Below are 26118 nucleotides of genomic sequence, written 5' to 3'. Positions count from 1 at the left end.
GTTGACGGCTTGCGGCCCGGCCGGGCTCGAAACGGTGGGGGAGAACAAGCGTGTCCGAGAACAGCGCCTTCGGCGCGTCGTCGGCCGCCGACCAGGACGAGGACGAACTGCCCCCGAGCCACGCGCGCACCCTTCCGGCCTCGGGCACGCAGCCGTCATCGGCACAGCAGGCGACTGTGCACCCAGCGGGGCCGGCACCGTCCCCTGCTCATGCTCCTTCCCCGGCGCCCGGGCCCGCACCGGTTCAACGGCCGCCGTCCGGGCGTGAACCGGCCCCGGGACCGGCCGCCACACCTGCGCCCGCGCCGCTGCCCGGGCCGGCCGGCGCCCCGGCGCCCGCGCCCGCCCCGCTCCCCAACGGCTCCTCACCCAACCCATACGTCAACCCGTACGCGGGCCAGTACCAGCCGCCCTCCCCGGCGGTCTCGGCGATCTCGACGGACGCCCAGCGCTCCGGGCTGCTGCGGCTCGTCGGCCGCGGCGGCGCACGCTCCTCCGGCCCCGAGCAGCAGCGGCTCGCCCGGCTGCAGACACCCGTGCCGCGTCCGTACCGGATCAGTGTCACCAGCATCAAGGGCGGCGTGGGCAAGACGACGACGTCGGCCATGCTGGGCCTGACCTTCGCGCACTACCGCGCCGACCGGACCGTCGTCATCGACGCCAACCCGCACGCCGGAACCCTCGCAGACCGGCTGCTGGGTGAGCGGATCATGCCGACCGTCCGCGACCTGGTCGGCGCCGAGCGACACCGCCGGGCCCTCGGCGGGCAGGGCCTGACCGACCCGCTGCACATCCACCAGTACCTCGGCCAGGCCGACCGGCTGATGGTGGCGGCGAGCGAACAGAGCCCGGACATCAGCGAGTTGTTCGACGAGGAGCAGTACCGCACCGCCCAGGACGTCCTCACCCGGGCCTTCGACATCGTCGTCACCGACAGCGGCACGGGCATGAAGCACTCCGCCATGAAGGGGACGCTGGCCACCACCGACCGCCTCATCGTCGTCGCGGCCCCGCGCTTCGACGCCGCACGCCGCGCCGCCAAGACGCTCGACGAGGTGTACGCGCAGGGCTATCCGCACCTGGTGCGCGACGCCGTGGTGGTGATCACGATGGACGCGCCGAAAGCCGTCGGCATCAACATGAACACGCTGGTGGACTACTTCCAGCAGTTGTGCACCCACGTGGTGCGGGTCCCCTACGACCAGCATCTGTACGCGGGCGGCACGATCCAGTACGACCGGGTCTCCCCGACCACCCGGGGCGCCTACATGGACCTGGCGGCCCTGCTGGCGGACGGTTTCGGGAACGTGCTGCCGGGCCGGTGACCGGCGCTTCGTGGCGCGGTCACCACCTCTGCGGGCGGGGTGCCCCGGACATCCGGGCGCTCAGGTCCCCTGGCGCCCGTCCACGAGCCACTTCCCGCCGCTCCGAGTGAGCTTCAGGACCATGCCGGTCTGCGACGACTCGCCGCCGTTGCTCCAACTGGTCCGCTCCGCGTACGAGACCTGCACCCACACCTCGCTGCCGGAGCGCGGCGCCTCGTCCGGAATCACCGTGTGGATCTCGTCGGCGCTGACCTCGACACGGCTCTTCCTGGCGGTCTCGCACGTCACGTCACAGCGGTCACTGCTGGAGTCCCGCAGCCGCTTCACATAGGCGGCGGTGGCGTACGGCCCGATCCGCTCGAGGTACGCACGCGGGCTCGGGTCCTGCCAGCTGTGCCGGACGTACGCCTGGACGTACGCGGCGGCCACCGCCTCGGGGTCGGTGTAGTCGAACCGTTCGCCACCGGGACTCGCCGAGGCTTCCCCGGCCGGGGTCGCCGTCACCTTGCCGGGGCCGGGGGCGGCGTTCACCGGCGGGGCGGAGGAGGACGGAGGGGCAGCGGGCTTCCCGGCGCCCTTCGTGCACCCCGCGGTGAGCACGGCGGCCGCCGCCACCGCCAGGCACAGGGCCGCCGCACGGCGCGCGACCGCGGTCACAGCGTCCCCCCGGCGAAGCCCGTACCGGCGGCGTCCTGAGCGGACCCGCCGTTGTCCTTCAGCAGCCGCGAACCACCGATCCACTGGTCCATCCAGTACCTGTTCCTGCTGACGTTCTGGACGATCTCCACCGTCTTCCCGGTCCGGGGCGCATGGATCATCTCGTCATTGCCGAGATACATGCTCACATGATGGATACCACCCACCGTGCCGTCACTGCTCCAGAACATCAGGTCTCCCGGTTTGAGGTCCGAATAGTCGCGTACCCGGCTGCCCGCCTCCCACTGGTCGCCCGTGTAGTGGCCCAGAGTGATGCCGACCTTGGCGTAGGCGTAGAGGGTGAGTCCCGAGCAGTCGAAGCCCTTGGAGACGCCCTGGGGGCAGTAGGAGGTGTGAGTCGGGCCGTTCGCGTCACCGCCGGCCCAGCAGTAGTCCACGCCGAGCTGCGCCTTAGCCGCCTGGATCACCTTGCCGACGTCCCCGCTCAGACCGACGTCCTCGCACTTGATGTCCTTGGCCCGGCCGACGATCTGGCCGGCTATCCCCTCCCACTTGGTGTATGCGTCGGGGTAGGCGGAGACCTGGACGGCCTGGGCGGCGGCACCCTTCTCCAACTGCTGCCAGCCGGGCACGCCGAGAAGACCGCGGGGGTGGGGCGGGCTGGGGTGGCTGGGGCCGCCGTAGAACGCCATGGACGAGTAGTCGGGGTCCATGATCTGGTCGTGTGTGCCCCAGCCGGCGGCGGGACGCTGCTGGAACAGGCCGATGCTGTCCCGGTCGCCGTAGTCGATGTTCCGCAGCTGGCTTTCCTGAAGGGACGTCATGATGGCGATGACGAGCCCGTCATCGGGAACCTTCTCCTTCTCCCCGACGTGAACGATGATGGCGGCGTTGCCCATCTGCTCGTCGGTGACCCGGTACGGGCCCACACCGGGCACGTTGGCGTGCAGGGTCTCGCCGCCCGGGTCGCACACGGTCCCGCCCGGCACACCGGCCCCACCGTCGTCACCGCCCCCGCCCACGGCGGCTCCCAGCATCCCCGCCAGGCCCACCACCGTTCCGGTCCCCGCGATGAAGAACAGGCCGCCACCGCTGAACAAGAACGCGCAGACCAGGATGATGCCTATGACCGTCTTCTTGTCCACAGCTTGACGTGCCCCCCGTCTGTGACACCCTGCGCGAGCGCCCCTGTGTATATACCTTACGAGCTAGTGTCTATACTGCCAATTGCCTTGGGTACTGACGGCATTGACTGGGAAGGGACCGACCCGTGACCGAACAGCCGCCGCCTCCCACCCCCTCCGCCCATGCGCTCGCCGTGGTGATGCGCGACTACCTCTCGTACGGCGAGAGCGGCATGGCAGACCTGAAGGAGGCGGTGCACTCCCGCAGTCGCAAGCCGGTCATCGGCGCGTTCTGCCAGGAGTTGCGGCAGATCCTCGCCGGTGAGGTGGCGGTGCCGACCGGCGTCATCAACCGGGAGTTCCGGCGGCGCGCCGAAGAGGACGCCGCGCTCGGCCAGGGCGACGGCGACGACCCCATGCACTACGACGACCAGCAGGCGTACGAGGCCCTCGCCGACCTCTGGGAGTACCTCGACCTGACCCCCGAAGGAGAGCCGCACGACGCCCACTCGGTGCTCAAGGCCACCGTGAAGAAGAGCCGTTCACAGCTCCTGTGGATCGACGGTGACCCGGTGCAGGCGCTGCGCACCTGGATGTCCTGGCGTTCCCTGGCGCTCTTCGTCGCCGGTGTCGTCGTCTGCACGGTGAGCTGGGCGGTCCGCGAACGGGTTGATGTCACCTTCCTGCGCAGCCTCCTCCTGCTGCTGACCATCGCCGGATTCGCGATGGCCGGCATCGGCGGCGGAGCCCTGTGGCTGCGCCGGGTCCGCTACGTCAATCCGGACGCGTTCCTGCCGACGGAGGACAAGCCGAAGGAAACGCGCCGCTGAACGCGACGGCGGCCCACCGGCGGTCCCGCCCCGGACCGCTGCTCCGGAACGCCGCCGTCTGAGCTGGGGTCACGGACCCACTCGCCGATCTCCGGAACAGCTCGCCGTTCGCGAGCGGTTCACGATGGTACTGCCCTGCCGAAGGTCAAACGCGAGGTCGGATTCCCGCCAGCCGCCGACGAGGGGGCCCGCAATGCTCGACGCCATGAACCAACTCGAAGGAAACGTGGCCTTGGTCACGGGCGGAAGCCGGGGCATCGGTGCGGCTGTGGCGGTACGGCTCGCCGAAGAGGGCGCCGACGTCGTCGTGACCTATGAGCACAACGCGGAACGCGCCACCGAGGTGGTGGAGCAGATCCATGCCAGGGGGCGCCGGGCGCTGGCCGTCCGGGCCGACAGCGCGGTCCCCGAGGAACTCACCGCCGCGGTGGACGAGGCCGCCGCGATGGCCGGCAGACTCGACATCCTGGTCAACAACGCCGGCGTCTTCCTCGTCGGCCCGCTCGAGGACCTGGGGCCGACAGAGATCGATCGCACCCTGGCGGTGAACGTCCGGGCACCGTTCACGGCATCCCGGGCGGCAGTGCGTCACATGGGCCGAGGCGGCCGCATCATCAGCATCGGCAGCAATGTCGCCGAGCGCGCGGTCTTCCCGGGACTGGCGCTGTACTCGATGAGCAAGACGGCTCTCGTCGGGATGACCAAGGGCCTGGCCAGGGAACTCGGCCCGCGGGGAATCACCGTCAACCTGGTGCACCCCGGTCCCACCGACACGGAGGCCAACCCCGCCGACGGGCCGAACGCCGAGACGATCGCCGGCTTCACCGCCCTCGGCCGCTTTGCGGAAGCGGCCGAGATCGCGGCCACCGTCGCCCATCTGGCGAGTGCGGACGGCGGATACGTCACCGGAGCCTCGATCCACGTCGACGGCGGCTTCACCGCCTGACACGCGGACTCGACGCGCGGCTACGACGCCCGGTCCGCGCCCTGGCCGACGGAGCGGTATTCCACCGGGGCCCGGTGGGCGCGGGGAACCGTCAGCCCCGTCGCGCAGGGTGCAGGAGGCCCCCGAAAACGCCACGGCGCCCGAGTCGGCCGAAGCCGACCCGGGCGCTGCGTAGCAGGTCGGAGGGGATGAACCCTCCCCCGCAGCCGTAGGCCCTGTGGGACTCGAACCCACAACCAATGGATTAAAAGTCCACTGCTCTGCCAATTGAGCTAAGGGCCCTGGCGTTGGTGCCTCCCCGAGCATAGCCGGAGGAGGGCCGGAGGCCGATCGGGTATCGGTGTCCCGGCCACACCAACGGCCGAGACCCTGCGCAGGGGCCCTCGTCCGGGGCGTGCCCGAGCGGCCCGCCCGCCGTCGCGGACACGAGCGCCGCGGCCCCGCCGAATCGGGGGCCGCGGCGCTCGTGTCCTCGGGTGCCGTGCTGCCGCCTGAGCGGTCGGCCCGGCCTGCGTCAGGCGTCAGCCGTTGCGCTTCCAGCGCGGCTTGTCCTCGCGGCGGCCGAACGTGCCCGTGCCGCGGTGGTCGTCACGGCGGCCGTAGGGGCGGTCATGGGTACCGCGGAAGCCGGGGCGGTCGCCCTGGCGGTCACGGTTGAACGGGCGGTCGCTGCCCCGGTGCCCGCCGCGCTCGTCGCGCCGCTCGAAGGGGCGACGGTCACGGTCGCCGTCGCGGCGGAAACCGCCACGGTCGTCACGCCGCTCGAACGAACGTCCGCCACGATCGCGGTCACCGTCCCGGCGCTCGAACCCGCGGTCGCCACGGTCACGGTCACGGTCCCGATCGCGGTCCCGGTCGAAGGGACGGCGGTCACGGTCACGGTCGCCGTCGCGGCGGAAGCCACCACGGTCGTCACGCCGCTCGAACGGGCGCGGCCGGTCGCCGTCACGACGCTCACGGTCGAAGGGACGGCGGTCACGGTCACGGTCGCCGTCGCGGCGGAAACCGCCACGGTCGTCACGCCGCTCGAACGAACGACCGCCACGATCACGGTCACCGTCCCGGCGCTCGAACCCGCGGTCGCCACGGTCGCCACGGTCACGGTCCCGATCGCGGTCGCGGTCCCGGTCGAAGGGGCGACGGTCACGGTCACGGTCACGGTCCCGGTCGAAACCGCCCCGCTCGTCACGCCGCTCACGGCGCTCGTACGACCACGATCCGGCCGTGCGCTCCTCGCGCTCGCCCCGGCCGGTCCGCTCCGCCCGCTCGGCGTCCTGCGCCGTCGGCTGCTCCGGCAGGGAGACCGCGGAGACCGGCGCCGCGTCGGCGACCGGGTCCGTGTGACCCGGTTCGGCGGCCGTCGAAGCCGCCGCGACCGCCGCCTCCGGGTCCTCACCGCGCTCCCGCGCGGCCCGCGCGACCAACCGGTCGGCCTCCTCGCGCAGTTCGGCGGCGCGCCGGGTGGCGCGCTCCAGCTGCTTCGTGAGCTGGGCGACCTCGCGTTCGGCCTGCTGTGCGGCGTTCCCGGCGGACTCGGCCTGGACCTCCGTCATGGAGCGGGCCCCGGTGATCTCGGCGACCTCGGGGTCGAACGCGGCGCCGCCCTGGATGATGTGGCGCGAGGCGTCCACGCCCGCGTCCTCCATCAGCCGGAAGATCTGCCGCCGCTGGTGCGGCAGGGCGAGGGAGACGACCGTGCCCGTACGGCCCGCACGCGCCGTACGCCCGGCGCGGTGCAGATAGTCCTTGTGGTCCCCGGCGGGGTCCACGTTGAGCACGAGGTCGATGCCGTCGACGTGGATGCCGCGCGCCGCGACGTCCGTGGCGACGAGCACGCCGACATAGCCGTCCTTGAAGTCGGCCAGCGTCCGGGTGCGCGCGCCCTGGGTCATGCCGCCGTGCAGCGCGTCCGCCCGCACACCGGCGTCGCGCAGCTGCTCGGCGACGCGGTCCGCGCCGAGCTGCGTGCGGACGAAGATGATGGTGCGCCCCTTGCGGGAGGCGATCGCGGCGGTGACCGGCGCCTTGTCCTTCGGCTTCACGATGAGGATGTGGTGCGACATCGTGGTCACGGCCCCCTGGGCCGCGTCCACCTCGTGGCTCACCGGCGCGTTCAGGTACCGGTCGACGAGTGTGCGGATCTCGTTCTCCATGGTGGCGGAGAAGAGCATCCGCTGGCCACCGGCCGGCACCTGGTCGAGCAGTTCGGTGACCTCGGGCATGAAGCCCAGGTCGGACATCTGGTCGGCCTCGTCGAGCACGGCGATCTGCACGTCCTCGAGGGAGCAGGCGCCGCGGTTGATGATGTCGCGCAGCCGGCCCGGCGTGGCGACCAGGACGTCCACCCCGCGCTCGAGGGCGTAGATCTGGTTCCCCATCGACGTGCCGCCGCAGACGACCTTCATCTTCAGGCCGAGCACGTCGCCGTACGGCTGCAGCGCGTCCGCGACCTGCATGGCCAGCTCGCGGGTCGGCGTGAGGATCACGGCCCGCGGCCGCTTCTTCTCGGTGTGACCGCCGGCCAGCGTGGCCAGGGCCGGCAGTCCGAAGGACAGCGTCTTGCCGGACCCGGTCCGGCCACGGCCGAGGATGTCCTTGCCGGCCAGGGCGTCCGGGATGGTCGCGGCCTGGATCGGGAAGGGGACGGTCACGCCGTTCTGCGCGAGCTTGCGGACGACGCCCTCGGGCAGTCCGAGATCGGCGAAGGTGACCTGGGGAGCGGCGTCGGCTGCCTCGGTTCCGGCCTCGACGGCCTCGGCGGCTTCGACGGCCTCCGTGGTCTCGACGGCCTCTGTGGTCTCGGTCAGGACGACGTGCTCACTACTGACGACAGACATGCGAAATGCGAACCTTCCGGAGTTCACGGCACGCGCCCAAACATCCGTGAAGTCGCAATCGACCGCCTCTATGCGGTCCGGCCACGGCAAGGGAGAGTACGCGCCACACGCGGCGCGTCATTACCGGCGCCGGGCAAATGGGATCAAACGATCTACCACCATACGCACCTGACCCCGCCCGGCGCAAACCGAGCCCGCCCACCGGCGGGTGACCCTCACCACAGGACGGCCCGCGGGGCGGCCGTCCCGCGCAGCGCCGCCACGGCCCGTCCGTCAGCGGGAGGCGGAGCGGCGGACGGGCCACCGGCGGCCGCGGACCGGCTCGCCCGCCCGGGGCGCCGGCACCCGCGTGCCCACCATCTGGGCTGCCTGCTCGTGGGCGGAGGACGACGGCTCCGCGGTCGTCGGGGGCGGCGACGACGGATCCGGCTCCTGTGTCGGCGAGGGATCCGCCGACGTCTGCGTGGGGGTCGGCTCCTGATCCGTCGGCGCGGGCGGCGGCACCGTCCCGCCGCCCCCCTTGCCGTTCCGCGACGGCCCCTTGTCCGTCGGCCGCCCCTTCCCGCCCTCGGCGCCGGGCCCGGACGCCGACACGGAGGGCGATCCGGAGGTCCCGGACGCGTCCGGCTCGGGCGAGCCCCCCTTGGGTGCCGTGCCGTCCGGGTTCCCGATGACGCGCCCGGACGCCCCCGGCGCCCCGTCCCGCGGGGCCCTGCCGTGCCGGCCCGCCGAGTGGGACGGGGAGGGGCTGCCCGCGTCGTCCCCCACGCTCATGCAGCCGACGGCCGCGGCGGCGCCCAGGACCGTGGCGGCCAGACGGACGAGTACGTAGCAGGCGCGCACGGGCAGCCACCTCCGATGGGGCTCTCCCGCTCGAGCACGGCCGAGAGCTTGGGGAAGGTTCGGAAAGTCCCCCTGCCCAACTCCCGCCGTCCGTGCGAGGACACGCGGCCCGCACGGAGAACGTCACGCGATCCGGAAACCGAGGTCACCCGTATCCGAGCGCGTGCAGCCGGGCGTCGTCGATCCCGAAGTGGTGCGCGATCTCGTGCACCACCGTCACCTCGGTCTCGGCCACCACGTCCTCACGCGTCTCACACATCCGCAGGGTCGGCCCCCGGTAGATGGTGATGCGGTCCGGCAGCACTCCCGCGTACCACTCACCCCGGTCCGTCAGCGGAGTGCCCTCGTACAGTCCGAGCAGCTCCGAGTCGCCGGCGGGCGGCTCGTCCTCGACGAACACCGCCACGTTGTCCATCAGCCGCGTCAGCTCCGGCGGGATCCGGTCGAGCGCCTCGGCGACCAGTTCCTCGAACTCCTCGCGCGTCATCTCCAGCACAGGCCCATTGTCCGGCACCGCGCCCCCGAAGGAGACGCGTGAACCGTCCCGCATACCAACCGCCGTACCTGGGCATATGGGATCAATGGCCCGTGTCCCCGCCACAGCTCTGCACCGCATACGAAGGGCGTCAGGCACGTTCACCCGGCACTACCGCTCGCTCCGCCCGCACCCGTCCGCCGAACTCGTCCCGCAGCCCCACCCCTGGCTCCGGGCGCTCGGCATGGTCGCGGTCGTGCTCCTGGGTGCCTGGCTCGGCCTGCTGATCGTGGGCGACGTGCGCGTCCCGGTGGGTCCCATGAACACCACCATGACCCTGCACCCCTCCGTCACCGGCGGCACGAAGATCAGCGTGTCCCCGCTCGGCGCCCTGGAGCTGGACAGCCACAAGGCCCCCGTCCGCCTCGACGTCAACGTCGACCAGCTCGACCCGGTCCGCGCCCAGGCCCTGGTCGACCACCCCGAGCGGATCTCCGGCCTCCAGCAGGAGATCACCCAGGACGTCGAGCACGGCACCCTGGACCTCGCCGCACGCTCCTGCGTGGCGGTGGTCTCCGGCGCCACCGCCCTCGGCCTGGCCGTCTACCGCCGCCCCCGCCGGGCGGTGGCCGCGGGCGGCCTGGCGCTCAGCCTCCTCGCCGCCTCCGGGGCGAGCGCGTACGCCACCTGGAACCCGAAGTCGGTCCTGGAGCCGAAGTTCTCGGGTCTGCTCTCCTCCGCTCCGTCCCTGGTCGGCAACGCACGCAGCATCGTCACGGAATTCGACGTCTACCAGAAGGAGCTGGCGCGCCTGGTGACGAACGTGACGAAGCTGTACGACGTCACGTCCACCCTCCCGGCGTACGAGCCCGACCCGACGACCATCCGGGTCCTGCACGTCTCCGACATCCACCTCAACCCGGCGAGCTGGAAGATCATCGCCTCACTGGTGCGCCAGTACGACGTCAATGTGATCGTCGACTCCGGCGACACCATGGACCACGGCACGGCGGCGGAGAACGGCTTCCTGGACCCCGTCGCGGACCTCGGCGCCCCGTACCTCTGGGTCCGCGGCAACCACGACTCCCTCATCACCCAGCGCCACCTGGAGCGCATCAAGAACGTCCGCGTCCTGGACGACGGCAGGGCGATCACGGTCGCGGGCCTGCGCTTCGCCGGGATCGGCGATCCGCAGTTCACCCCCGACCGCTCGGTCGCGCCGGGCGGCGACCGTGCCGAGGAGCTGGCGGGCGCGCGCCTGGCCTCCGCCCTGCGCGACCAGAGGGCCGCCGGGACGCCCGTCGACGTCGCGATCGCCCACGAGCCGACGGCGGCCCGCCAGGCAGACGGCGAGGTACCGCTGGTCCTGGCCGGCCATCTGCACCACCAGCACATGGAGGTCATGAGGTACGGCACCCGGCTGCGGCTGGAGGGATCGACGGGCGGCAGCGGGCTGCGCGCGGTCGAGGGCAGGTACCCGGCCCCCATCGAGGCGTCCATCCTCTACCTGGACCGGGGCACCCGCCGCCTCCAGGCATGGGACGAGATCAGGCTCGGCGGCCTGGGCCGCACGACCGCGGAGGTGACCCGCCACCTGCCCGAGGAGAACCAGCCGGGCGCACGCCCCGCCCCCAGCGCCACCTCCCCCTCCCCCAGCGCCGCCTCCCCCGGCACCGGGCCCTCGACCGGCCCGGCCCGCGCCCGCGCGACCCCCGCGCCGACCACCCCGTAAACCGTTTTGGCGAACCCTCCCCCCATCCCATATGCTTCTCACGTCCCCGACGCGCTGAGAAGCGCCCAGGCGGGCCGATAGCCCTCATCGTCTAGCGGCCTAGGACGCCGCCCTTTCAAGGCGGTAGCACGGGTTCGAATCCCGTTGGGGGCACGCACCACCATGTGCGACACTGTCGTACACCACGCTTGGTCCTGTGGAGCAGTTTGGAGTGCTCGCCACCCTGTCAAGGTGGAGGCCGCGGGTTCAAATCCCGTCAGGACCGCTGAGGTTTCACGTGAAACCTCGTGGCTGGGTAGCTCAGTTGGTACGAGCGTCCGCCTGAAAAGCGGAAGGTCGCCGGTTCGACCCCGGCCCCAGCCACAACCGCCCCCACCAGGGCACGAGCCCCTCTCCGTCACCACCGGAGAGGGGCTCTTTCATGTCGGCCGGCCTCCGGAGCGTCTTCACCGGCGCATCAGTGACTGGCGGGCACCTGACGTACCCTCACGCGGAACGCTCTCTCATCCACCGTTCGCCGAAGGGACGTCAGATGCGCCGTCGTGTCATGATCACGCTCGCAGTCCCGCTCATCGCCGGCCTCCTGCTCACGGGCTGTTCGTCCGGCGGCGGCCACTCCGGGTCCACGGCATCGCCGAGCGGCAACTCCGAACTCATCGAAGCGTGCGCCAAGGCTCGGGACCACCGACACGGATCGGAGTGCGAGGCGCTGATTCCAGCATGCAGCAAGGAGGCCGAACGGACGGAGGACGAGGGCGTCGGCTCGCCCGAATGCCTGTACCTGCCGCTCGAGCTCTACATACGAGCGGTGCGAGAAGCCCGCAAGGCCGGCAAGGACCCGCGGCCGTCACGCCCGGGCTCGGCGACGACACCTGAGCCGGTACCCGCAGCAAGCGCTCGTCCACGACGATGAATCCGCGGCCACGGCCGGGCCGCAGCCGCACACGACGAGCAGACACCCGTCCTTTCGGGTAGTGGTCCGTACATGACGGATGGCGTGACGGATGTCAGGACGGATGTCAGGACGGATGGCGTGGCAGAAGGACCGCGGACGGCTGGACGGGCGCGGTCCCGGTGGGTACACCACTCGGTGATGTCGGGCTCGGTGGTGCTCCTCTACGCAGGCGGCGCCGCCCTCTTGCACATCTGGGTGGGGCTGCCATGGGTCGATGCCTTGCGGGCGGGCGCCGCGGCGGTGGCCGCATGGCTGGTGGCCGGGGGAGTCCGGGCGGGCAGGAGCCGCAGGCGGGCCGGCCCCCGTCGCCGTCACCGCTCACGCCTGCTTGGCATGTCCCCTTCCGGGCGCTACGTTCGGCCCGTCCGGGGCGGCCACGGAGACACGGGGGAATCATGAGCCACGACGAGGCGGGCATCGACTGGGATCTCGAGCTGGAGAGGAACCGGGCCCGCTACGGACTGCTCGCGGTGGTCGTCACGAACCTCGCGATCGCCGGCGTCGCGATCTTCGGGGTCTGGCGGCTGGGCGGCGACAAGTCGGTGATCGTGGGGGTGCTCACCGCCGCCTTCACCGCGGTCAGCGGGGTGACGACCGCGTATCTGGGCATCAAGGCCGTCTCCAACACCGCCAAGTCGATGGCCCGGGCGAGAACACCGCACACCCCGGGCCAGGCACCGGCCCCGGGCCAGGCACCGGTGCCCCGGCAGCCGGACGGCCGCTGAGCCGGGCGGAGACGACGCGCCCCGCATGGGTGCGGCGGGAGCGGGAACGACGGCGGCGCGGGCCGGCCGCCCGGGGCCGTGGCACACGCCCGGGCGCCCGGCCGGGCCGTCGAGGACAAATCGTTAGCCACGCATTTCGCCGGGATGAGATCCTGGACCGCGTATGTCTACGCATCCTGCCCCCGCACTCGGCACCCTCGCCCCCCGCCTGACCGAGCTGTCCCTGCGCGACGCGCACCGGCTCGGCCGCAGGCTCGAAGGCGCGCGCAAGATCCGCAAGCCCGAGGCCCGGGCCGCCGTACTCGCCGAGATCGAGGCGGAGGTCGCCAAGGCCGAGGACAGGATCGCCGCGCGCACCGCCCGCGTGCCCTCCGTGACCTACCCGGAGCAACTCCCCGTCAGCCAGAAGAGGGACGAGATCGCCGATGCCATACGCGACCACCAGGTCGTGATCGTGGCCGGCGAGACGGGCTCCGGCAAGACCACCCAGATCCCCAAGATCTGCCTGGAGCTGGGCCGCGGTGTCCGCGGCATGATCGGCCACACCCAGCCCCGCCGCATCGCCGCCCGCACCGTCGCCGAACGCGTCGCCGAGGAGCTCGACACCCCGCTGGGGGAGGCCGTCGGCTGGAAGGTCCGCTTCACGGACCAGGTGAACCAGGACGCCACCTTCGTCAAGCTGATGACGGACGGCATCCTGCTCGCCGAGATCCAGACGGACCGCGAGCTGCGCGCCTACGACACGATCATCATCGACGAGGCGCACGAGCGGTCCCTCAACATCGACTTCCTGCTCGGCTACCTCGCCCAGCTGCTGCCCCGGCGCCCGGACCTCAAGGTCGTCATCACCTCGGCGACCATCGACCCGGAGCGCTTCTCACGCCACTTCGGCGACGCGCCGATCGTCGAGGTCAGCGGCCGCACGTATCCGGTGGAGGTCCGCTACCGCCCGCTCCTCGAAGAGGACTCCGAGGACGCCGACCGCGACCAGATCACGGCGATCACGGACGCCGTGGAGGAGCTGATGACCGAGGGCCGGGGCGACATCCTGGTCTTCCTCTCCGGTGAACGCGAGATCCGCGACACCGCGGACGCGCTCGCCAAGAAGCAGTACCCCCGCGCCGCAGGCGCTCATTGGCAGGGCACGGAGATCCTTCCGCTGTACGCCCGGCTCTCCCACGCCGAGCAGCACCGGGTCTTCCAGCCGCACACGGGCCGCAGGATCGTCCTCGCCACCAACGTCGCCGAGACCTCGCTCACCGTTCCGGGCATCAAGTACGTCATCGACCCCGGCTTCGCCCGCATCTCCCGCTACAGCCACCGCACCAAGGTCCAGCGCCTGCCCATCGAGCCGATCTCGCAGGCGAGCGCCAACCAGCGCAAGGGCCGCTGCGGCCGCACCAGCGACGGCATCTGCATCCGCCTCTACTCGGAAGAGGACTTCGAGGCCCGCCCGGAGTTCACCGACGCCGAGATCCTCCGCACCAACCTCGCCTCCGTCATCCTCCAGATGACCGCCGCCGGCCTCGGCGACATCGAGAGGTTCCCCTTCATCGACCCGCCGGACCACCGCAACATCCGCGACGGCGTGCAGCTCCTCCAGGAACTGGGCGCGCTGGACCCGGCCCAGAAGGACCCGCGCAAGCGCCTGACGGACACCGGCCGCAAGCTCGCCCAGCTGCCGGTCGACCCCCGTCTCGCGCGCATGGTCCTGGAGGCGGACCGCAACGGCTGTGTGCGCGAGGTCATGGTGATCGCCGCCGCGCTGTCCATCCAGGACCCGCGCGAGCGCCCCGCCGACAAGCAGGCCCAGGCCGACCAGCAGCACGCCCGCTTCAAGGACGAGTCCAGCGACTTCCTCGCCTACCTCAACCTGTGGCGGTACATCCGCGAGCAGCAGAAGGAGCGCGGCTCGTCGTCGTTCCGCCGGATGTGCAAGCAGGAGTTCCTCAACTTCCTGCGCATCCGCGAGTGGCAGGACATCTACGCGCAGCTGCGGACCGTCGCCAAGCAGATGGGCATCCACCTCAACGAGCAGGACGCCCCCGCCGACCACATCCATGTCTCGCTCCTCGCCGGCCTGCTCTCGCACATCGGGATGAAGGACGTGCGGGAGTCCAAGGACTCCGGCGCCGGCGCCCGCAGGGACGGCGGCGGACGGGGCGAGTACATCGGCGCCCGCAACGCCAAGTTCGCGATCTTCCCCGGCTCGGCCCTCTTCAAGAAGCCCCCGCGCTTCGTGATGTCCGCGGAACTCGTCGAGACCTCCCGGCTCTGGGCCCGCGTCAACGCGAAGATCGAACCGGAGTGGGTGGAGCCCCTCGCCGGCCACCTCCTCAAGCGGACGTACAGCGAACCGCACTGGGAGAAGGACCAGGCGGCCGTGATGGCGTACGAGAAGGTCACGCTGTACGGCGTCCCGATCGTCGCCCAGCGGAAGGTGAACTACGGCCGCATCGACCCGGAGACGAGCCGCGAGCTGTTCATCCGCAACGCGCTCGTCGAGGGCGACTGGCGCACGCACCACAAGTTCTTCGCCGACAACCGCCGGCTCCTCACCGAGGTCGAGGAGCTGGAGCACCGCGCGCGGCGCCGCGGCATCCTCGTCGACGACGAGACGCTGTTCGACTTCTACGACCAGCGGGTGCCCGAACACGTCGTGTCGGGTGCCCACTTCGACTCCTGGTGGAAGCACAAGCGGCACGAACAGCCCGACCATCTCGACTTCGAGCGCGAGATGCTCATCAACGAGAAGGCGGGCGCGGTCACCAAGGACGACTACCCCGACACCTGGCGCCAGGGCGGCCTCAAGTTCAGGGTCACCTACCAGTTCGAGCCGGGTGCGGACGCGGACGGTGTGACCGTCCACGTCCCGCTGCAGGTCCTCAACCAGGTCACGGACGAGGGCTTCGACTGGCAGATCCCGGGGCTGCGGGAGGAACTGGTCACCGAGCTGATCCGCTCCCTGCCCAAGCCGATCCGCCGCAACTACGTCCCGGCGCCCAACTACGCGAAGGCGTTCCTGGAGAGGTCGGTCCCCCTCCAGGAGCCGCTGACCGTGACCATGGCCCGGGAGCTGAGGCGCATGGTCGGCGTGCCGTTCGGGCCGGAGGACTTCGACCGGTCCAAGGTCCCCGACCACCTCAAGATCACCTTCCGGATCGTCGACGAACGGCGCCGCAGACTCGCCGAGGACAAGGACCTCGAGGCGCTGAAGCTCCGGCTGAAGCCGAAGGCGCGCCAAGCGCTCTCGCAGGCGGCCGCGGCCACCGCCGAGCGGTCGGGCGGGGAGTCCCTGGAGCGTAGGGGGCTCACGGACTGGACGATCGGCTCGCTCACACGCATCTTCGAGACCCGGCGCGCCGGCCAGCCGGTCAAGGCGTACCCGGCCCTGGTCGACGACGGCGACACCGTCTCGGTGCGGCTCTTCGACACGGAGGAGGAGCAGGCCGAGGCGATGTGGAAGGGCACACGGCGGCTGATCCTGCGGAACATCCCGGTGAATCCGGCGAAGTTCGCGTCCGAGAAGCTGACGAACGCCCAGAAGCTCGCCCTCTCCGCGAACCCGCACGGCTCGATCCAGGCCCTGTTCGACGACTGTGCGACGGCGGCCGCGGACAAGCTGATCGCGGACCTGGGCGGACCGGCGTGGGACGAGGAGTCGTACCGCAAGCTGTACGACAGGGTCCGCGCGGAGATCGTCGACACGACGGTCCGTACGGTCGGGCAGGTGCAGCAGGTGCTGGCCGCGTGGCAGGCGTGCGAGCGCCGTCTGAAGGCGGTACGCAGCCCGGCGCTGCTGCCGAACCTGGCGGACGTGCGGACACAGCTGGACGCCCTCGTGAAGCCCGGCTTCGTCACGGAGGCGGGCGTACGGCGGCTGCCGGACCTGATGCGCTATCTGGTCGCCGCCGACCGCCGTCTGCAGCAGATGCCGACGAACGTGCAGCGGGACACGACGCGCATGGCGAAGGTGCACGAGATGCGCGACGAGTACGCGTGGCTGCTGGAGCAGTTGCCGCAGGGACGGCCCGTTCCCGCACCGGTGCTGGACATCCGCTGGATGATCGAGGAGCTGCGCGTCAGCTACTTCGCACACGCGCTGGGCACCGCGTATCCAGTCTCCGACAAGCGGATCGTGAAGGCGATCGACGCCGCGGTTCCGTGACGGTCCGGTCACACCCGGTCAGTTCGACCAGGCGCTCACCCTCCTGTACAGTCTCTTCTCGCAGCGCACCGCACGCAGGGCCGGGCCTCCGGATCCGGTGGGCGGGTGCCGCGACACGAGGTCCTGTGGAGCAGTTTGGAGTGCTCGCCACCCTGTCAAGGTGGAGGCCGCGGGTTCAAATCCCGTCAGGACCGCACCAGGAAGCCCCGCATCCACGCGATGCGGGGCTTTTTCGTGCCACGCCCCTCGCCTTCTCGCGGGGCCGGGCGCTCACGACACCCCACCGGGCACCCTGCCGCGCTCCGGGCGCCCCTCGGCCGTCGGCGGCCGTCCGGCCGCGGGGCCGGCCGCCCCGCACCGCCCCGCACCAGGGGCCCCTCGGGCGTCACCCCCACCAGTGGTACCCGTCAAGACCCCCTCGCCGGGGCGAGCCGGGGCCCGGCCGGGTGGCGTATGCCTTTCGGGGCGTCTTGACGGCGTCACATTCCACCGGTACCCCGTAATGCAGGGCACCGACTGCCCGGTCTCCGGGAGGTGGCGTATGGCGGCGTCCGCTCGGCACGAGACGCGTGCTCTGCTCCGTGCCCATCTGTCGGCCGCTTCCGGGTACCGCCATCTGACCCGGCACTGCCCGGTCTGCCACCAACTGCTGCGCCTGGCCATGGAACCCTCCCAGCAATCCGGCGAGGAGCACACCGAGACGCCGTCCGAGGACGACAGTCCCTCCACCGTGTGAAGCGGCGGCCCGGGAGGTTCGCACCGCCTCCGTGTGGGCACTCCTGGACGTACGTCCGCCCAACACCCGCCCCGCACCGGCGTGTTCCTCTAACAAAGACAGCACCGGCGCGACAAGCACCCTGCACTGTGACGGGTGTCACTGTAGAAGTATCAGAGGACACCCCCCTTACCGCCCCCCTATGCCCAGTCAATTTAATATGTGCAATTGCACCTCTGGTCCGAGGTCGCCCACAGCAGATCCGACACCCCTCCCCAGACTCCGACAAGGCCGCTCACCGACCGGCCCCCGCCCCACGGACCGGGGCACAAAAAAGATCGCGCTGGACCCGGCGGAGTCCAGCGCGATCGACGACGCACCCATGTCGTGCCTCTGATGAGCCCGGGCGAGAGCCCTGTTGGGGCAGGACCCGCGTCGCTTGGAGCTGTTGTCCGGACGTCGCGGCAGATTGGGGGAACCTGCCGGTGTGCCCGGCTATGCGATTGTTCAGGCCTCGCTGCGCTGCTGCGGGATACCCGCCAGCAGGGCGCGGACCTCGGCCTCGCGGTAACGGCGGTGTCCGCCGAGCGTACGGATCGACGTGAGCTTGCCGGCCTTCGCCCACCGCGTGACCGTCTTCGGGTCGACGCGGAACATCGTGGCGACCTCAGCCGGGGTCAGCAGCGGCTCGGCATCAGGGGTGCGAGCGGTCATGAGCGGCCTCCTCGGGAGAACCGAACCTTCTCGGTTCTTTCCTCTAAATTCTGCACCTTGACCCGCGTTGCCCGAAATGGCGGACGCGAGTCGAGTCGGTTATAGGACGAACGGCTTGTCCTCGGCACTACAACTACACCATCTGTCCAGCCGCGTCGGCCAAACCGATGGAATTGCCCTCCCAGGTGTTCATCAGCGACGGAAGCCGATGGACCATGCCATAACGGACAGTCACGCCACTGTGACGATCAGTCACAGCGCGATCAGGAGGCACCAGACCCCCCAAAGCCTTCGGATGTCGACTTTCCGCCCATAAATGGACAGAGAGAGCATTCCCCGGGCTCCTTGTCCTATTTTGGCACGAGGAGGGCCGTACGACGCAAGGTCCTTGTAAGTGCCGTCCGTCACGCTTGACGGCATAAGCCCGGATCGGACCCTACGTCCCCCGTAGGACCTGTGATACGTCAACCATGGGCCAAGGGTTGTCACTTCACCATGTCACGCGGGTCACAATTCGCGCACCGGTTCGCCGGAGCCCGGGGCTCAGTTCGCCGACCGGCGGTCCCGCACGGCCCGCCAGCGCTCCACCAGCCGCCCGTACGCCTCCCCGGCCGCCGCGCCGTCCCCCTGCCGCAGGGCCTCGATGCCCTTGGCGACGTCCGCGGCCGAATGGTCCCCGTCCAGCTCCGCGGCCGGCAGGACATGGACGAGGCCGCCGTAGTCCAGCTCGACCAGCGACCGCGGATGGAACTCCTCCAGCCAGCGCCCCACGTCCACCAGGCCGTCGATGAGCGGCCCCTCGTCGATCGTCTCCCGCAGCGTCCGCAGCGCCCGTGCGGTGCGCCGCCGCGCCTGCACCATGGGCGTGCGGTAGCGCAGCATCGGAGGAACCTCGCCGGAGCCCTTGTCGTAGCGCCGCTCGGCGTCGGAGACCAGCACGAACCAGTTCAGCGGCACCTGCCAGGTCGCGGTGCGGATCCACGGACGGGCATCCGGGTTGCTCGCGAGCCAGCGCTCGTAGTCCTGGGCGGCCTGGCCGCGCACGACGGGCGGCAGCACCGCGTCCAGCACCGGCGGCGGCAGCTCCTCCGCCAGCTCCCCCAGCGCCTGCCAGCCGCGCAGCCGGGTGCGCCAGGGGCAGACGTACAGCACCGCCTCGACCTCGGTCACGAAGGCGTCGCTGCTCTCGTGCACCGGCACCGGGATCGGCGGGGTGGGCAACAAGTCCGCCAGGGACCGCCGCAGTTCGTCCTGGTACGAGGGGCGGTCGGGGCGCCGGGCGTAGCGCGTCCAGTGGCTGCGTTCCGGCTCGGGGAAGGCGGCCAGCGGCTCGTACACGCGCAAGTAGGACGCGTACGGGACGATCACCGAGGACACCTTGGGCACGCCTGCTCCCTCCCCATCGGACCGGACCCGAAACCCGCCCGAGCAGGGCCCGGGCAGGGTGGAAAACCACTGCAAATCGTCCCACGAACCCGCCGCGGCGTACTCCGAGGGAGGGTGATCCTCGGCACTGCGCGGCTGGCGGGCGCGCTCACGCTCTACCCTCATGCCCACGGGCCCCGCCACCCGCACGGGACCCGCCCTTCAACCGCCGCTACACCACCGGGAGTCACCACAGTGACCGACGTAACCGACGGCGTCCTGCACACCCTGTTCCGCTCGGATCAGGGAGGTCACGAGCAGGTTGTGCTCTGCCAGGACCGGGCCAGTGGCCTCAAGGCCGTCATCGCGATCCACTCCACCGCGCTGGGCCCCGCCCTGGGCGGTACCCGCTTCTACCCGTACGCGACCGAGGAGGCGGCCGTCGCCGACGCGCTGAACCTCGCGCGCGGGATGTCGTACAAGAACGCCATGGCCGGACTCGACCACGGCGGTGGCAAGGCCGTGATCATCGGTGACCCCGAGCGGATCAAGACCGAGGAGCTGCTGCTGGCGTACGGCCGTTTCGTGGCCTCGCTGGGCGGGCGCTACGTCACCGCGTGCGACGTCGGCACCTATGTGGCCGACATGGACGTCGTGGCGCGGGTGTGCCCCTGGACCACCGGCCGCTCCCCGGAGAACGGCGGGGCGGGCGACTCGTCCGTCCTGACCGCCTTCGGTGTCTTCCAGGGCATGCGGGCCTCGGCCCAGCACCTGTGGGGCGACCCGACGCTGCGCGGCCGCACGGTCGGTGTCGCCGGTGTCGGCAAGGTCGGGCACTACCTGGTGGAACACCTGCTGGAGGACGGTGCCCGGGTCGTGATCACGGACGTGCGGCCCGACGCCGTGCGCCGGGTCACCGACGCGCACCCCGAGGTCGCCGTGGCCGCCGACACCGAAGCCCTGATCCGGGGCGACCACTCCTTCGGGGCGCTGGACATCTACGCCCCGTGCGCGCTGGGCGGGGCGCTGGACGACAACTCCGTGCCGGTGCTGACGGCGGCGGTCGTGTGCGGCGCGGCCAACAACCAGCTCGCACACCCGGGCGTGGAGAAGGACCTCGCCGACCGCGGGATCCTGTACGCGCCGGACTACGTCGTCAACGCGGGCGGCGTCATCCAGGTCGCCGACGAGCTGCACGGCTTCGACTTCGAGCGGTGCAAGGCGAAGGCGGCGAAGATCTTCGACACCACGCTGGCCATATTCGCACGTGCGAAGGCGGACGGTATTCCGCCGGCCGCCGCGGCCGACCGGATCGCCGAGCAGCGGATGGCGGAGGCCCGTGGTCGCTGACCCTCCCGGCCCGGCCGTCCGGGTTTGACCGGTACCCGCCGATGGGCAGTTAGAGAGAACTCTCACTCTTATCGGCGGGTCGTCCGCGGATAAGTGGTTAAAATCGGCCGTGACCAGCGAGGACGGGGCGCCTCGGTGGTCTTGGGCACACGCCCGTCCTGCGGGCGACGTACCGTATGGGCGCGGGCTCAGGTACCGTGGAAGCCCTACGGACCGGCCTCTCCACGGAGAGTCCGTTCCGGATCATGAACGCGTGTCAGACTCTGGGGCCGTTGAGCCCCGTCGTTGAGGGGGTCGAGCCATGGGGCGCGGCCGGGCCAAGGCCAAGCAGACGAAGGTCGCCCGCCAGCTGAAGTACAACAGCGGTGGGACGGATCTCTCACGCCTGGCCGAGGAGCTGGGCGCATCGACGTCGAACACGTCGCCGAACGGCGACCGGTTCGAGGACGATGAGCAGGACGACGACGTGTACGCACGGTACGCCGACCTTTATGAGGACGACGAGGAGGACGAGGACGACCAGTCCTCGCAGCACCGTCGCGGCGCTTGACCCTGCGCTGAGCTTTCACCCGGTCCGTGGCCCCGGCCACGGACCGGCTTCTGTGCTGTCCGCCGGGCTCAGCCCGCGTAGTCACCGACCAGTGCGGCACCCGTGCCGTGCTCACCCCGGGCGGTGATCTCGCCGGCGACCCATGCCTCGACCCCGCGGTCGGCGAGGGCGTCAAGAGCGACCTGCGCCGATTCCTCGGGCACGACGGCGATCATGCCGACGCCCATGTTCAGCGTCTTCTCCAGCTCCAGCCGCTCGACGTCGCCCGTCCTCCCGACGAGTTCGAACACCGGCGCGGGAGTCCAGGTGGAGCGGTCGACGACCGCGTGCAGGTCGTCCGGGATCACGCGGGCCAGGTTGGCGGCGAGTCCGCCGCCCGTGATGTGGCTGAACGCGTGCACCTCGGCGGTGCGGACGAGGGCCAGACAGTCCAGCGAGTAGATCTTCGTGGGCTCCAGCAGTTCCTCGCCGAGGGTGCGGCCCAGTTCCTCGATGTGCCGGTCGAGGCCGAGCTTCGCCCGGTCGAGGAGGACGTGCCGGACGAGGGAGTACCCGTTCGAGTGAAGCCCGGAGGCCGCCATGGCGATCACCGCGTCACCCTCACGGATGCGTTCCGCGCCGAGCAGCCGGTCGGCCTCCACGACGCCCGTACCGGCCCCGGCGACGTCGAAGTCGTCCGGAGCGAGCAGTCCGGGGTGTTCGGCCGTCTCGCCGCCCACCAGGGCGCAGCCGGCCAGGACACAGCCCTCCGCGATGCCCTTCACCATCGCGGCGACGCGCTCCGGGTGGACCTTGCCGACGCAGATGTAGTCGGTCATGAACAGCGGCTCGGCACCGCACACCACGATGTCGTCCATGACCATGGCGACCAGGTCGTGGCCGATGGTGTCGTAGACGCCCATCCGGCGCGCGATGTCCACCTTCGTGCCGACGCCGTCGGTGGCGGAGGCGAGGAGCGGACGCTCGTAGCGCTTCAGGGCGGAGGCGTCGAAGAGGCCGGCGAAGCCGCCGAGGCCGCCGAGGACCTCGGGGCGCTGGGTCTTCTTCACCCACTCCTTCATCAGCTCGACGGCGCGGTCGCCCGCTTCGATGTCGACGCCCGCGGCTGCGTAGCTGGCACCTGTGGTCTCAGGCATGGCTGAAAACTTTCGTGTCGTACGGCAGGTCTTACGGGCTGGCTACGGGCGACGGATCGCGTCGGTCGCGGCCGTGGCGGCCGGACCGGCCGCCAGCTCGGTCTCCAGCAGTTGCTTGCCCAGCAGCTCCGGGTCGGGCAGTTCCATCGGGTACTCGCCGTCGAAGCAGGCGCGGCACAGGTTCGGCTTGGCGATGGTGGTCGCCTCGATCATGCCGTCGATGGAGATGTATGAGAGGGAGTCGGCGCCCAGCGAGGTGCCGATCTCCTCGATGCTCATGCCGTTGGCGATCAGCTCGGCCCGGGTGGCGAAGTCGATGCCGAAGAAGCAGGGCCACTTCACCGGCGGCGAGGAGATCCGGATGTGCACCTCCGCCGCGCCCGCCTCACGCAGCATCCGCACCAGCGCCCGCTGTGTGTTGCCGCGGACGATGGAGTCGTCGACGACGACCAGTCGCTTGCCCTTGATGACTTCCTTCAAGGGGTTCAGCTTCAGGCGGATGCCGAGCTGCCGGATGGTCTGCGAGGGCTGGATGAACGTGCGGCCGACGTACGCGTTCTTGACCAGTCCGGCGCCGAACGGGATGCCGGAGGCCTCCGCGTAGCCGATCGCGGCGGGCGTGCCGGACTCGGGCGTCGCTATGACGAGGTCGGCGTCCACGGGCGCTTCCTTGGCGAGGCGGCGGCCCATCTCGACCCGCGAGAGGTACACGTTCCGGCCGGCGATGTCGGTGTCCGGGCGGGCCAGGTACACATACTCGAAGACACAGCCGCGGGGCTTCGCTTCCGCGAACCGGGACGTCCGCAGGCCGTTCTCGTCTATCGCGATGAACTCGCCCGGCTCGATCTCGCGCACGAAGCTGGCGCTGGTGATGTCGAGCGCGGCGCTCTCGGACGCGACCACCCAGCCGCGCTCCAGGCGGCCGAGGACCAGCGGACGGATGCCCTGCGGATCGCGGGCGGCATACAGCGTGCCCTCGTCCATGAAGACGAGCGAGAAGGCGCCCCTGACCTGGGGCAGGACCGTGATGGCCGCCTCCTCCACGGTCAGCGGCCTGCCGTCCTCGTCGGTCTGGCCGGCGAGGAGGGCGGTGACGAGGTCGGTGTCGTTGGTGGCGGCCACCTGGGGCGCGCGGCCGTTCTCCTTGGGGAGGTCGGCGACCATCTCGGCGAGCTGCGCCGTGTTGACGAGGTTGCCGTTGTGGCCGAGCGCTATGGAGCCGGTCGCCGTGGCGCGGAACGTCGGCTGGGCGTTCTCCCATACGGAGGCCCCGGTGGTCGAGTAGCGGGCGTGACCGACCGCGATGTGACCCTGGAGCGAGCCGAGCGAGGTCTCGTCGAAGACCTGGGAGACCAGGCCCATGTCCTTGAAGACGAGGATCTGGGAGCCGTTGCTGACCGCGATACCCGCGGATTCCTGGCCCCGATGCTGGAGGGCGTACAGCCCGAAGTACGTGAGCTTTGCGACCTCTTCACCCGGAGCCCAGACACCGAAGACGCCACACGCGTCCTGGGGGCCTTTCTCGCCGGGGAGCAGATCGTGATTGAGTCGACCGTCACCACGTGGCACGCCACCGAGTGTAGGCGAGATCGCGCAGTGGTCCGAATCCGGTCATCCGGCTCGTACGGCGCCCCGGATCGCGGTGCCTTCGGGGTCACCGCTCCGCGATCGCACTGATCCCCTTGCCGTTTGCGCTGGTCAGCGAGATGCCGCGGTGATCGATCCGGTAGGCGAGGGTCCCGTGGAGGAGCTTGCCCAGCGTCTTCTCGGTGTCCATGAGTGAGCCGTCGCACATCCTGCGAGTGGTGCGGAGGGCGCCCAGGGTGAGGTGACCGTCGCGTACCGTCGCCTTCGCCGTGAACCGGTTGCAGCCGAGGCTGCCCGACGCCGTGCGGGTCTTCGCGTCGAGGCTGAACCACGCCTTGCCGGCGGCCGCCGCGGGCAGCGAGGAGGCGACGTCGCCGTCGACCAGCGACGTGACCTGCCAGCGCGTGCCGTACAGCGGCGCGTCGCTCTCCTTGGTCAGGCGCACCCGGTCGCCGTCCTCGGTGGTGAGGGTCAGCCGGTCCCGCTCGACGGCCGCGGTGAGGGAACGTCCGGCGAGCGTGCGGGAGAAGGCCGCCTCGAACGCCATCGGCGCCTTCTCGCAGGCCATCTCGGTGGACTGCGCGGGGCCGAAGTCGATGCGGTCGCCCCGGACGGTGGCGGAGGCGCCGAAGCTGTTGCAGCCGTAGTTGCCGTGGACCTGCCCGTGGTCGTCGATCTGGAGGTAGGCACCGGTGGGGGCGGCCTTGGTGGTGCCGCCGCTGGTAAGGCTGTCGACGCGCCAGTGGACGCCCATGACGGCCGGAGTGCCCGAGGTCGAGCCGCCGGAGCCGCTGCCGCCACCGGGGCCCGCTTGCGTTCCGCAGGCCACGGCGAGCGGGAGGAGCGTCAGAACGGTGAGGGTCAGTCGGTGCTTGTCCATGGCGGTGGGACGGCCGGCACTCGGGGCCGGTTCCCCGACGGGCAACAGGACGCCCGATCCCGACCGACCGCCGGACCGCCGCCCCCGCACAGGAGCCGGACCACCACCCCCGCACAGGAGCCGGACAGGCGACCCCACGCAGGAGCCGGACCGCCGACCCCGCAGGGTCGGCCCCGTCGCCCCGACCTGGGCACCGATCCACCGGCCCCGGAGGGGCGCCGGAAACCGCCGGCCCCGGCCGAGCCCGGACGGTCGACCCCCGCCGAGCCCGGACCGCCGGCCCGGAAGAGAGCCGGGCTGCCAGGCCGGACGGTCAGCCCGGACGCGTGTCGGACGGGCGGCCGCGCGCGGGCGCCGCTCCGTGGTCGTGTCGGTGGGTCCGGGACGTCATGCCATGAGGGGCAGGAGCCCGCTGAGGTCGGCTCGTTCGCCGCTCGCGCCGACCTTGGCGTCGGCGAGGGCGGAGCGCCAGTCCGTGCGACCGGTCGCCAGCCGGATCCAGGTCAGCGGGTCGGTCTCGACGACGTTCGGCGGTGTGCCGCGGGTGTGGCGGGGGCCCTCGATGCACTGCACGACCGCGTACGGCGGGATGCGGACCTCGGTCGAGGCGCCGGGTGCCTTCACGGCGAGGGCGTCGGCCAGCAGCCGGGTGCAGGCGGCGAGGGCCTGGCGGTCGTACGGGATGTCCAGCCCCGGGACGGCGGCGTTGAGGTCGTCGGTGTGGACGACGAGCTCGACGGTGCGGGTGACCAGGTAGTCGGCGAGGGTCATGGCACCCGTCCGGGCGGCGAGCAGGCGCGTGCCCGGCGCGGCGGCCAGGCGCTCGGTGAACCGCTCCTCGGTGCGGGCGTAGAGGGCGTCGAGGTCCGGGGTGTCCGCGGCGAGCCCGCGCGTGCCCTCGGCGATGTCGGCGGCCCGGACGGCGGTGGCGAAGGGCCAGTCCAGCAGGGCGAGCTCCGGCTTCGGCGGCTCGTCCCGGTCGAGGTTGCGGCTGACCGTCTCCACGGCCATGGTCACGTGCGCGGCCAGCTCCCGCACGGTCCACTCCCCGAGCCGCGTGGGGCGCGCGAGCTGCTCGGGGGTGAGCGTGCCGACCGCCTTCCGCACGTTCCCGAACTGGGTGAGGATCGCGGAACGGATCGTGGCGGGGTCGTAGGTCCGGGTGCGCTTCTTCGCCGGTGGCATGGGGCGAGCCTATGCCGTC

The 26118-nt window shown here is 71.2% G+C and carries 20 protein-coding genes and 5 tRNA genes; 13 read left to right on the top strand and 12 right to left on the bottom strand.

Annotated elements, in window-relative coordinates:
* Positions 1 to 50: 50 nt before the first annotated feature.
* On the top strand, positions 51 to 1325 hold the full coding sequence (locus ACFYMU_RS27815; RefSeq protein WP_388378634.1) for a MinD/ParA family protein: 1275 nt from the start codon (positions 51 to 53) through the stop codon (positions 1323 to 1325).
* A gap of 60 nt (positions 1326 to 1385) precedes the next feature.
* On the opposite strand, the gene ACFYMU_RS27810 is transcribed toward ACFYMU_RS27815, so the two are convergent.
* Positions 1386 to 1982, bottom strand: a complete 597-nt coding sequence (locus tag ACFYMU_RS27810; RefSeq protein WP_388378631.1) for a hypothetical protein — start codon at positions 1980 to 1982, stop codon at positions 1386 to 1388.
* Positions 1979 to 3127, bottom strand: coding sequence for a C40 family peptidase (locus ACFYMU_RS27805; RefSeq protein WP_388378629.1), 1149 nt, complete (start codon positions 3125 to 3127; stop codon positions 1979 to 1981). The genes ACFYMU_RS27810 and ACFYMU_RS27805 overlap by 4 nt, the downstream gene beginning before the upstream one ends.
* 125 nt (positions 3128 to 3252) lie before the next feature.
* On the opposite strand from ACFYMU_RS27805, the gene ACFYMU_RS27800 reads away from it, so the two are divergent.
* The gene (locus ACFYMU_RS27800) at positions 3253 to 3936 is read left to right on the top strand and encodes a hypothetical protein (RefSeq protein WP_388378625.1); all 684 of its coding nucleotides are present in this window, start codon (positions 3253 to 3255) and stop codon (positions 3934 to 3936) included.
* A 205-nt stretch (positions 3937 to 4141) separates the two neighbouring features.
* A complete protein-coding gene (locus ACFYMU_RS27795; protein WP_388378622.1) occupies positions 4142 to 4882 on the top strand; it encodes an SDR family NAD(P)-dependent oxidoreductase in 741 nt (246 codons plus the stop codon).
* 209 nt (positions 4883 to 5091) lie between these two features.
* Here the strand turns inward: ACFYMU_RS27795 and ACFYMU_RS27790 are convergent.
* The 4 genes from ACFYMU_RS27790 to ACFYMU_RS27775 form a co-directional block, all read right to left on the bottom strand.
* Positions 5092 to 5164 (bottom strand) — tRNA-Lys (locus ACFYMU_RS27790).
* A gap of 239 nt (positions 5165 to 5403) precedes the next feature.
* The gene (locus tag ACFYMU_RS27785; RefSeq protein WP_388378619.1) at positions 5404 to 7719 is read right to left on the bottom strand and encodes a DEAD/DEAH box helicase; all 2316 of its coding nucleotides are present in this window, start codon (positions 7717 to 7719) and stop codon (positions 5404 to 5406) included.
* 273 nt (positions 7720 to 7992) lie between these two features.
* The gene (locus tag ACFYMU_RS27780; RefSeq protein ID WP_388378617.1) at positions 7993 to 8562 is read right to left on the bottom strand and encodes a hypothetical protein; all 570 of its coding nucleotides are present in this window, start codon (positions 8560 to 8562) and stop codon (positions 7993 to 7995) included.
* A gap of 145 nt (positions 8563 to 8707) precedes the next feature.
* Positions 8708 to 9058, bottom strand: a complete 351-nt coding sequence (locus tag ACFYMU_RS27775) for a metallopeptidase family protein (RefSeq protein ID WP_388378614.1) — start codon at positions 9056 to 9058, stop codon at positions 8708 to 8710.
* 85 nt (positions 9059 to 9143) lie between these two features.
* Here ACFYMU_RS27775 and ACFYMU_RS27770 point away from each other — a divergent pair, with 85 nt between their 5' ends.
* The 8 genes from ACFYMU_RS27770 to ACFYMU_RS27735 all read left to right on the top strand — a co-directional run bounded on the left by ACFYMU_RS27770 (position 9144) and on the right by ACFYMU_RS27735 (position 17353).
* Positions 9144 to 10769: a metallophosphoesterase gene (locus tag ACFYMU_RS27770; protein WP_388378611.1), complete on the top strand. Its 1626-nt coding sequence runs from the start codon at positions 9144 to 9146 to the stop codon at positions 10767 to 10769.
* Between the two features lie 80 nt (positions 10770 to 10849).
* A tRNA-Glu gene (locus ACFYMU_RS27765) sits at positions 10850 to 10922 on the top strand.
* 37 nt (positions 10923 to 10959) lie between these two features.
* A tRNA-Asp gene (locus tag ACFYMU_RS27760) sits at positions 10960 to 11034 on the top strand.
* A gap of 24 nt (positions 11035 to 11058) precedes the next feature.
* A tRNA-Phe gene (locus ACFYMU_RS27755) sits at positions 11059 to 11132 on the top strand.
* A 987-nt stretch (positions 11133 to 12119) separates the two neighbouring features.
* Complete coding sequence (locus ACFYMU_RS27750; RefSeq protein ID WP_388378608.1) at positions 12120 to 12449, top strand: hypothetical protein; 330 nt, start codon at positions 12120 to 12122, stop codon at positions 12447 to 12449.
* A gap of 163 nt (positions 12450 to 12612) precedes the next feature.
* Complete coding sequence (gene hrpA / locus ACFYMU_RS27745) at positions 12613 to 16617, top strand: ATP-dependent RNA helicase HrpA (protein ID WP_388378605.1); 4005 nt, start codon at positions 12613 to 12615, stop codon at positions 16615 to 16617.
* A 119-nt stretch (positions 16618 to 16736) separates the two neighbouring features.
* Positions 16737 to 16811: transfer RNA gene (locus ACFYMU_RS27740), tRNA-Asp, on the top strand.
* A gap of 347 nt (positions 16812 to 17158) precedes the next feature.
* The gene (locus ACFYMU_RS27735; RefSeq protein ID WP_388378602.1) at positions 17159 to 17353 is read left to right on the top strand and encodes a DUF6274 family protein; all 195 of its coding nucleotides are present in this window, start codon (positions 17159 to 17161) and stop codon (positions 17351 to 17353) included.
* A gap of 486 nt (positions 17354 to 17839) precedes the next feature.
* Here ACFYMU_RS27735 and bldC read toward each other — a convergent pair whose 3' ends face one another.
* On the bottom strand, positions 17840 to 18046 hold the full coding sequence (gene bldC / locus ACFYMU_RS27730) for a developmental transcriptional regulator BldC (protein WP_003949541.1): 207 nt from the start codon (positions 18044 to 18046) through the stop codon (positions 17840 to 17842).
* Positions 18047 to 18589: 543 nt separating this feature from the next.
* Positions 18590 to 19432 carry a hypothetical protein gene (locus tag ACFYMU_RS27725; RefSeq protein WP_388378599.1) on the bottom strand — a complete coding sequence of 281 codons (843 nt, stop codon included), beginning with the start codon at positions 19430 to 19432 and terminating at the stop codon, positions 18590 to 18592.
* A 234-nt stretch (positions 19433 to 19666) separates the two neighbouring features.
* Here ACFYMU_RS27725 and ACFYMU_RS27720 point away from each other — a divergent pair, with 234 nt between their 5' ends.
* Together ACFYMU_RS27720 and ACFYMU_RS27715 are read left to right on the top strand one after the other, a co-directional pair.
* Positions 19667 to 20761 carry a Leu/Phe/Val dehydrogenase gene (locus tag ACFYMU_RS27720; protein WP_388378596.1) on the top strand — a complete coding sequence of 365 codons (1095 nt, stop codon included), beginning with the start codon at positions 19667 to 19669 and terminating at the stop codon, positions 20759 to 20761.
* Between the two features lie 301 nt (positions 20762 to 21062).
* On the top strand, positions 21063 to 21311 hold the full coding sequence (locus ACFYMU_RS27715; protein ID WP_388378594.1) for a DUF3073 domain-containing protein: 249 nt from the start codon (positions 21063 to 21065) through the stop codon (positions 21309 to 21311).
* Between the two features lie 68 nt (positions 21312 to 21379).
* On the opposite strand, the gene purM is transcribed toward ACFYMU_RS27715, so the two are convergent.
* The 4 genes from purM to ACFYMU_RS27695 form a co-directional block, all read right to left on the bottom strand.
* Positions 21380 to 22447: a phosphoribosylformylglycinamidine cyclo-ligase gene (gene purM, locus ACFYMU_RS27710; RefSeq protein ID WP_388378591.1), complete on the bottom strand. Its 1068-nt coding sequence runs from the start codon at positions 22445 to 22447 to the stop codon at positions 21380 to 21382.
* Positions 22448 to 22489: 42 nt separating this feature from the next.
* Positions 22490 to 24016, bottom strand: a complete 1527-nt coding sequence (gene purF, locus ACFYMU_RS27705; protein ID WP_388378589.1) for an amidophosphoribosyltransferase — start codon at positions 24014 to 24016, stop codon at positions 22490 to 22492.
* A gap of 85 nt (positions 24017 to 24101) precedes the next feature.
* Positions 24102 to 24914: an META domain-containing protein gene (locus ACFYMU_RS27700; protein ID WP_388378586.1), complete on the bottom strand. Its 813-nt coding sequence runs from the start codon at positions 24912 to 24914 to the stop codon at positions 24102 to 24104.
* Positions 24915 to 25301: 387 nt separating this feature from the next.
* Positions 25302 to 26099: a sterol carrier family protein gene (locus ACFYMU_RS27695; protein WP_388378583.1), complete on the bottom strand. Its 798-nt coding sequence runs from the start codon at positions 26097 to 26099 to the stop codon at positions 25302 to 25304.
* Positions 26100 to 26118 lie beyond the last annotated feature (19 nt).

Source organism: Streptomyces sp. NPDC007264 (assembly GCF_042869095.1).
Classification (GTDB): domain Bacteria; phylum Actinomycetota; class Actinomycetes; order Streptomycetales; family Streptomycetaceae; genus Streptomyces.
The sequence above is the reverse complement of the archived record's forward strand: the minus strand, read 5'-3'. Positions and strand labels throughout refer to the sequence as shown.

Excerpts from the sequence above, each read along its gene's own strand:
- bldC (WP_003949541.1), bottom strand. The coding sequence starts at position 18,046 with ATGACCGCTCGCACCCCTGATGCCGAGCCGCTGCTGACCCCGGCTGAG.
- hrpA (WP_388378605.1), top strand. The coding sequence starts at position 12,613 with ATGTCTACGCATCCTGCCCCCGCACTCGGCACCCTCGCCCCCCGCCTG.
- ACFYMU_RS27695 (WP_388378583.1), bottom strand. The coding sequence starts at position 26,099 with ATGCCACCGGCGAAGAAGCGCACCCGGACCTACGACCCCGCCACGATC.
- ACFYMU_RS27785 (WP_388378619.1), bottom strand. The coding sequence starts at position 7,719 with ATGTCTGTCGTCAGTAGTGAGCACGTCGTCCTGACCGAGACCACAGAG.
- ACFYMU_RS27770 (WP_388378611.1), top strand. The coding sequence starts at position 9,144 with ATGGCCCGTGTCCCCGCCACAGCTCTGCACCGCATACGAAGGGCGTCA.
- ACFYMU_RS27750 (WP_388378608.1), top strand. The coding sequence starts at position 12,120 with ATGAGCCACGACGAGGCGGGCATCGACTGGGATCTCGAGCTGGAGAGG.
- ACFYMU_RS27700 (WP_388378586.1), bottom strand. The coding sequence starts at position 24,914 with ATGGACAAGCACCGACTGACCCTCACCGTTCTGACGCTCCTCCCGCTC.
- ACFYMU_RS27735 (WP_388378602.1), top strand. The coding sequence starts at position 17,159 with ATGGCGGCGTCCGCTCGGCACGAGACGCGTGCTCTGCTCCGTGCCCAT.
- ACFYMU_RS27795 (WP_388378622.1), top strand. The coding sequence starts at position 4,142 with ATGAACCAACTCGAAGGAAACGTGGCCTTGGTCACGGGCGGAAGCCGG.
- ACFYMU_RS27715 (WP_388378594.1), top strand. The coding sequence starts at position 21,063 with ATGGGGCGCGGCCGGGCCAAGGCCAAGCAGACGAAGGTCGCCCGCCAG.
- purM (WP_388378591.1), bottom strand. The coding sequence starts at position 22,447 with ATGCCTGAGACCACAGGTGCCAGCTACGCAGCCGCGGGCGTCGACATC.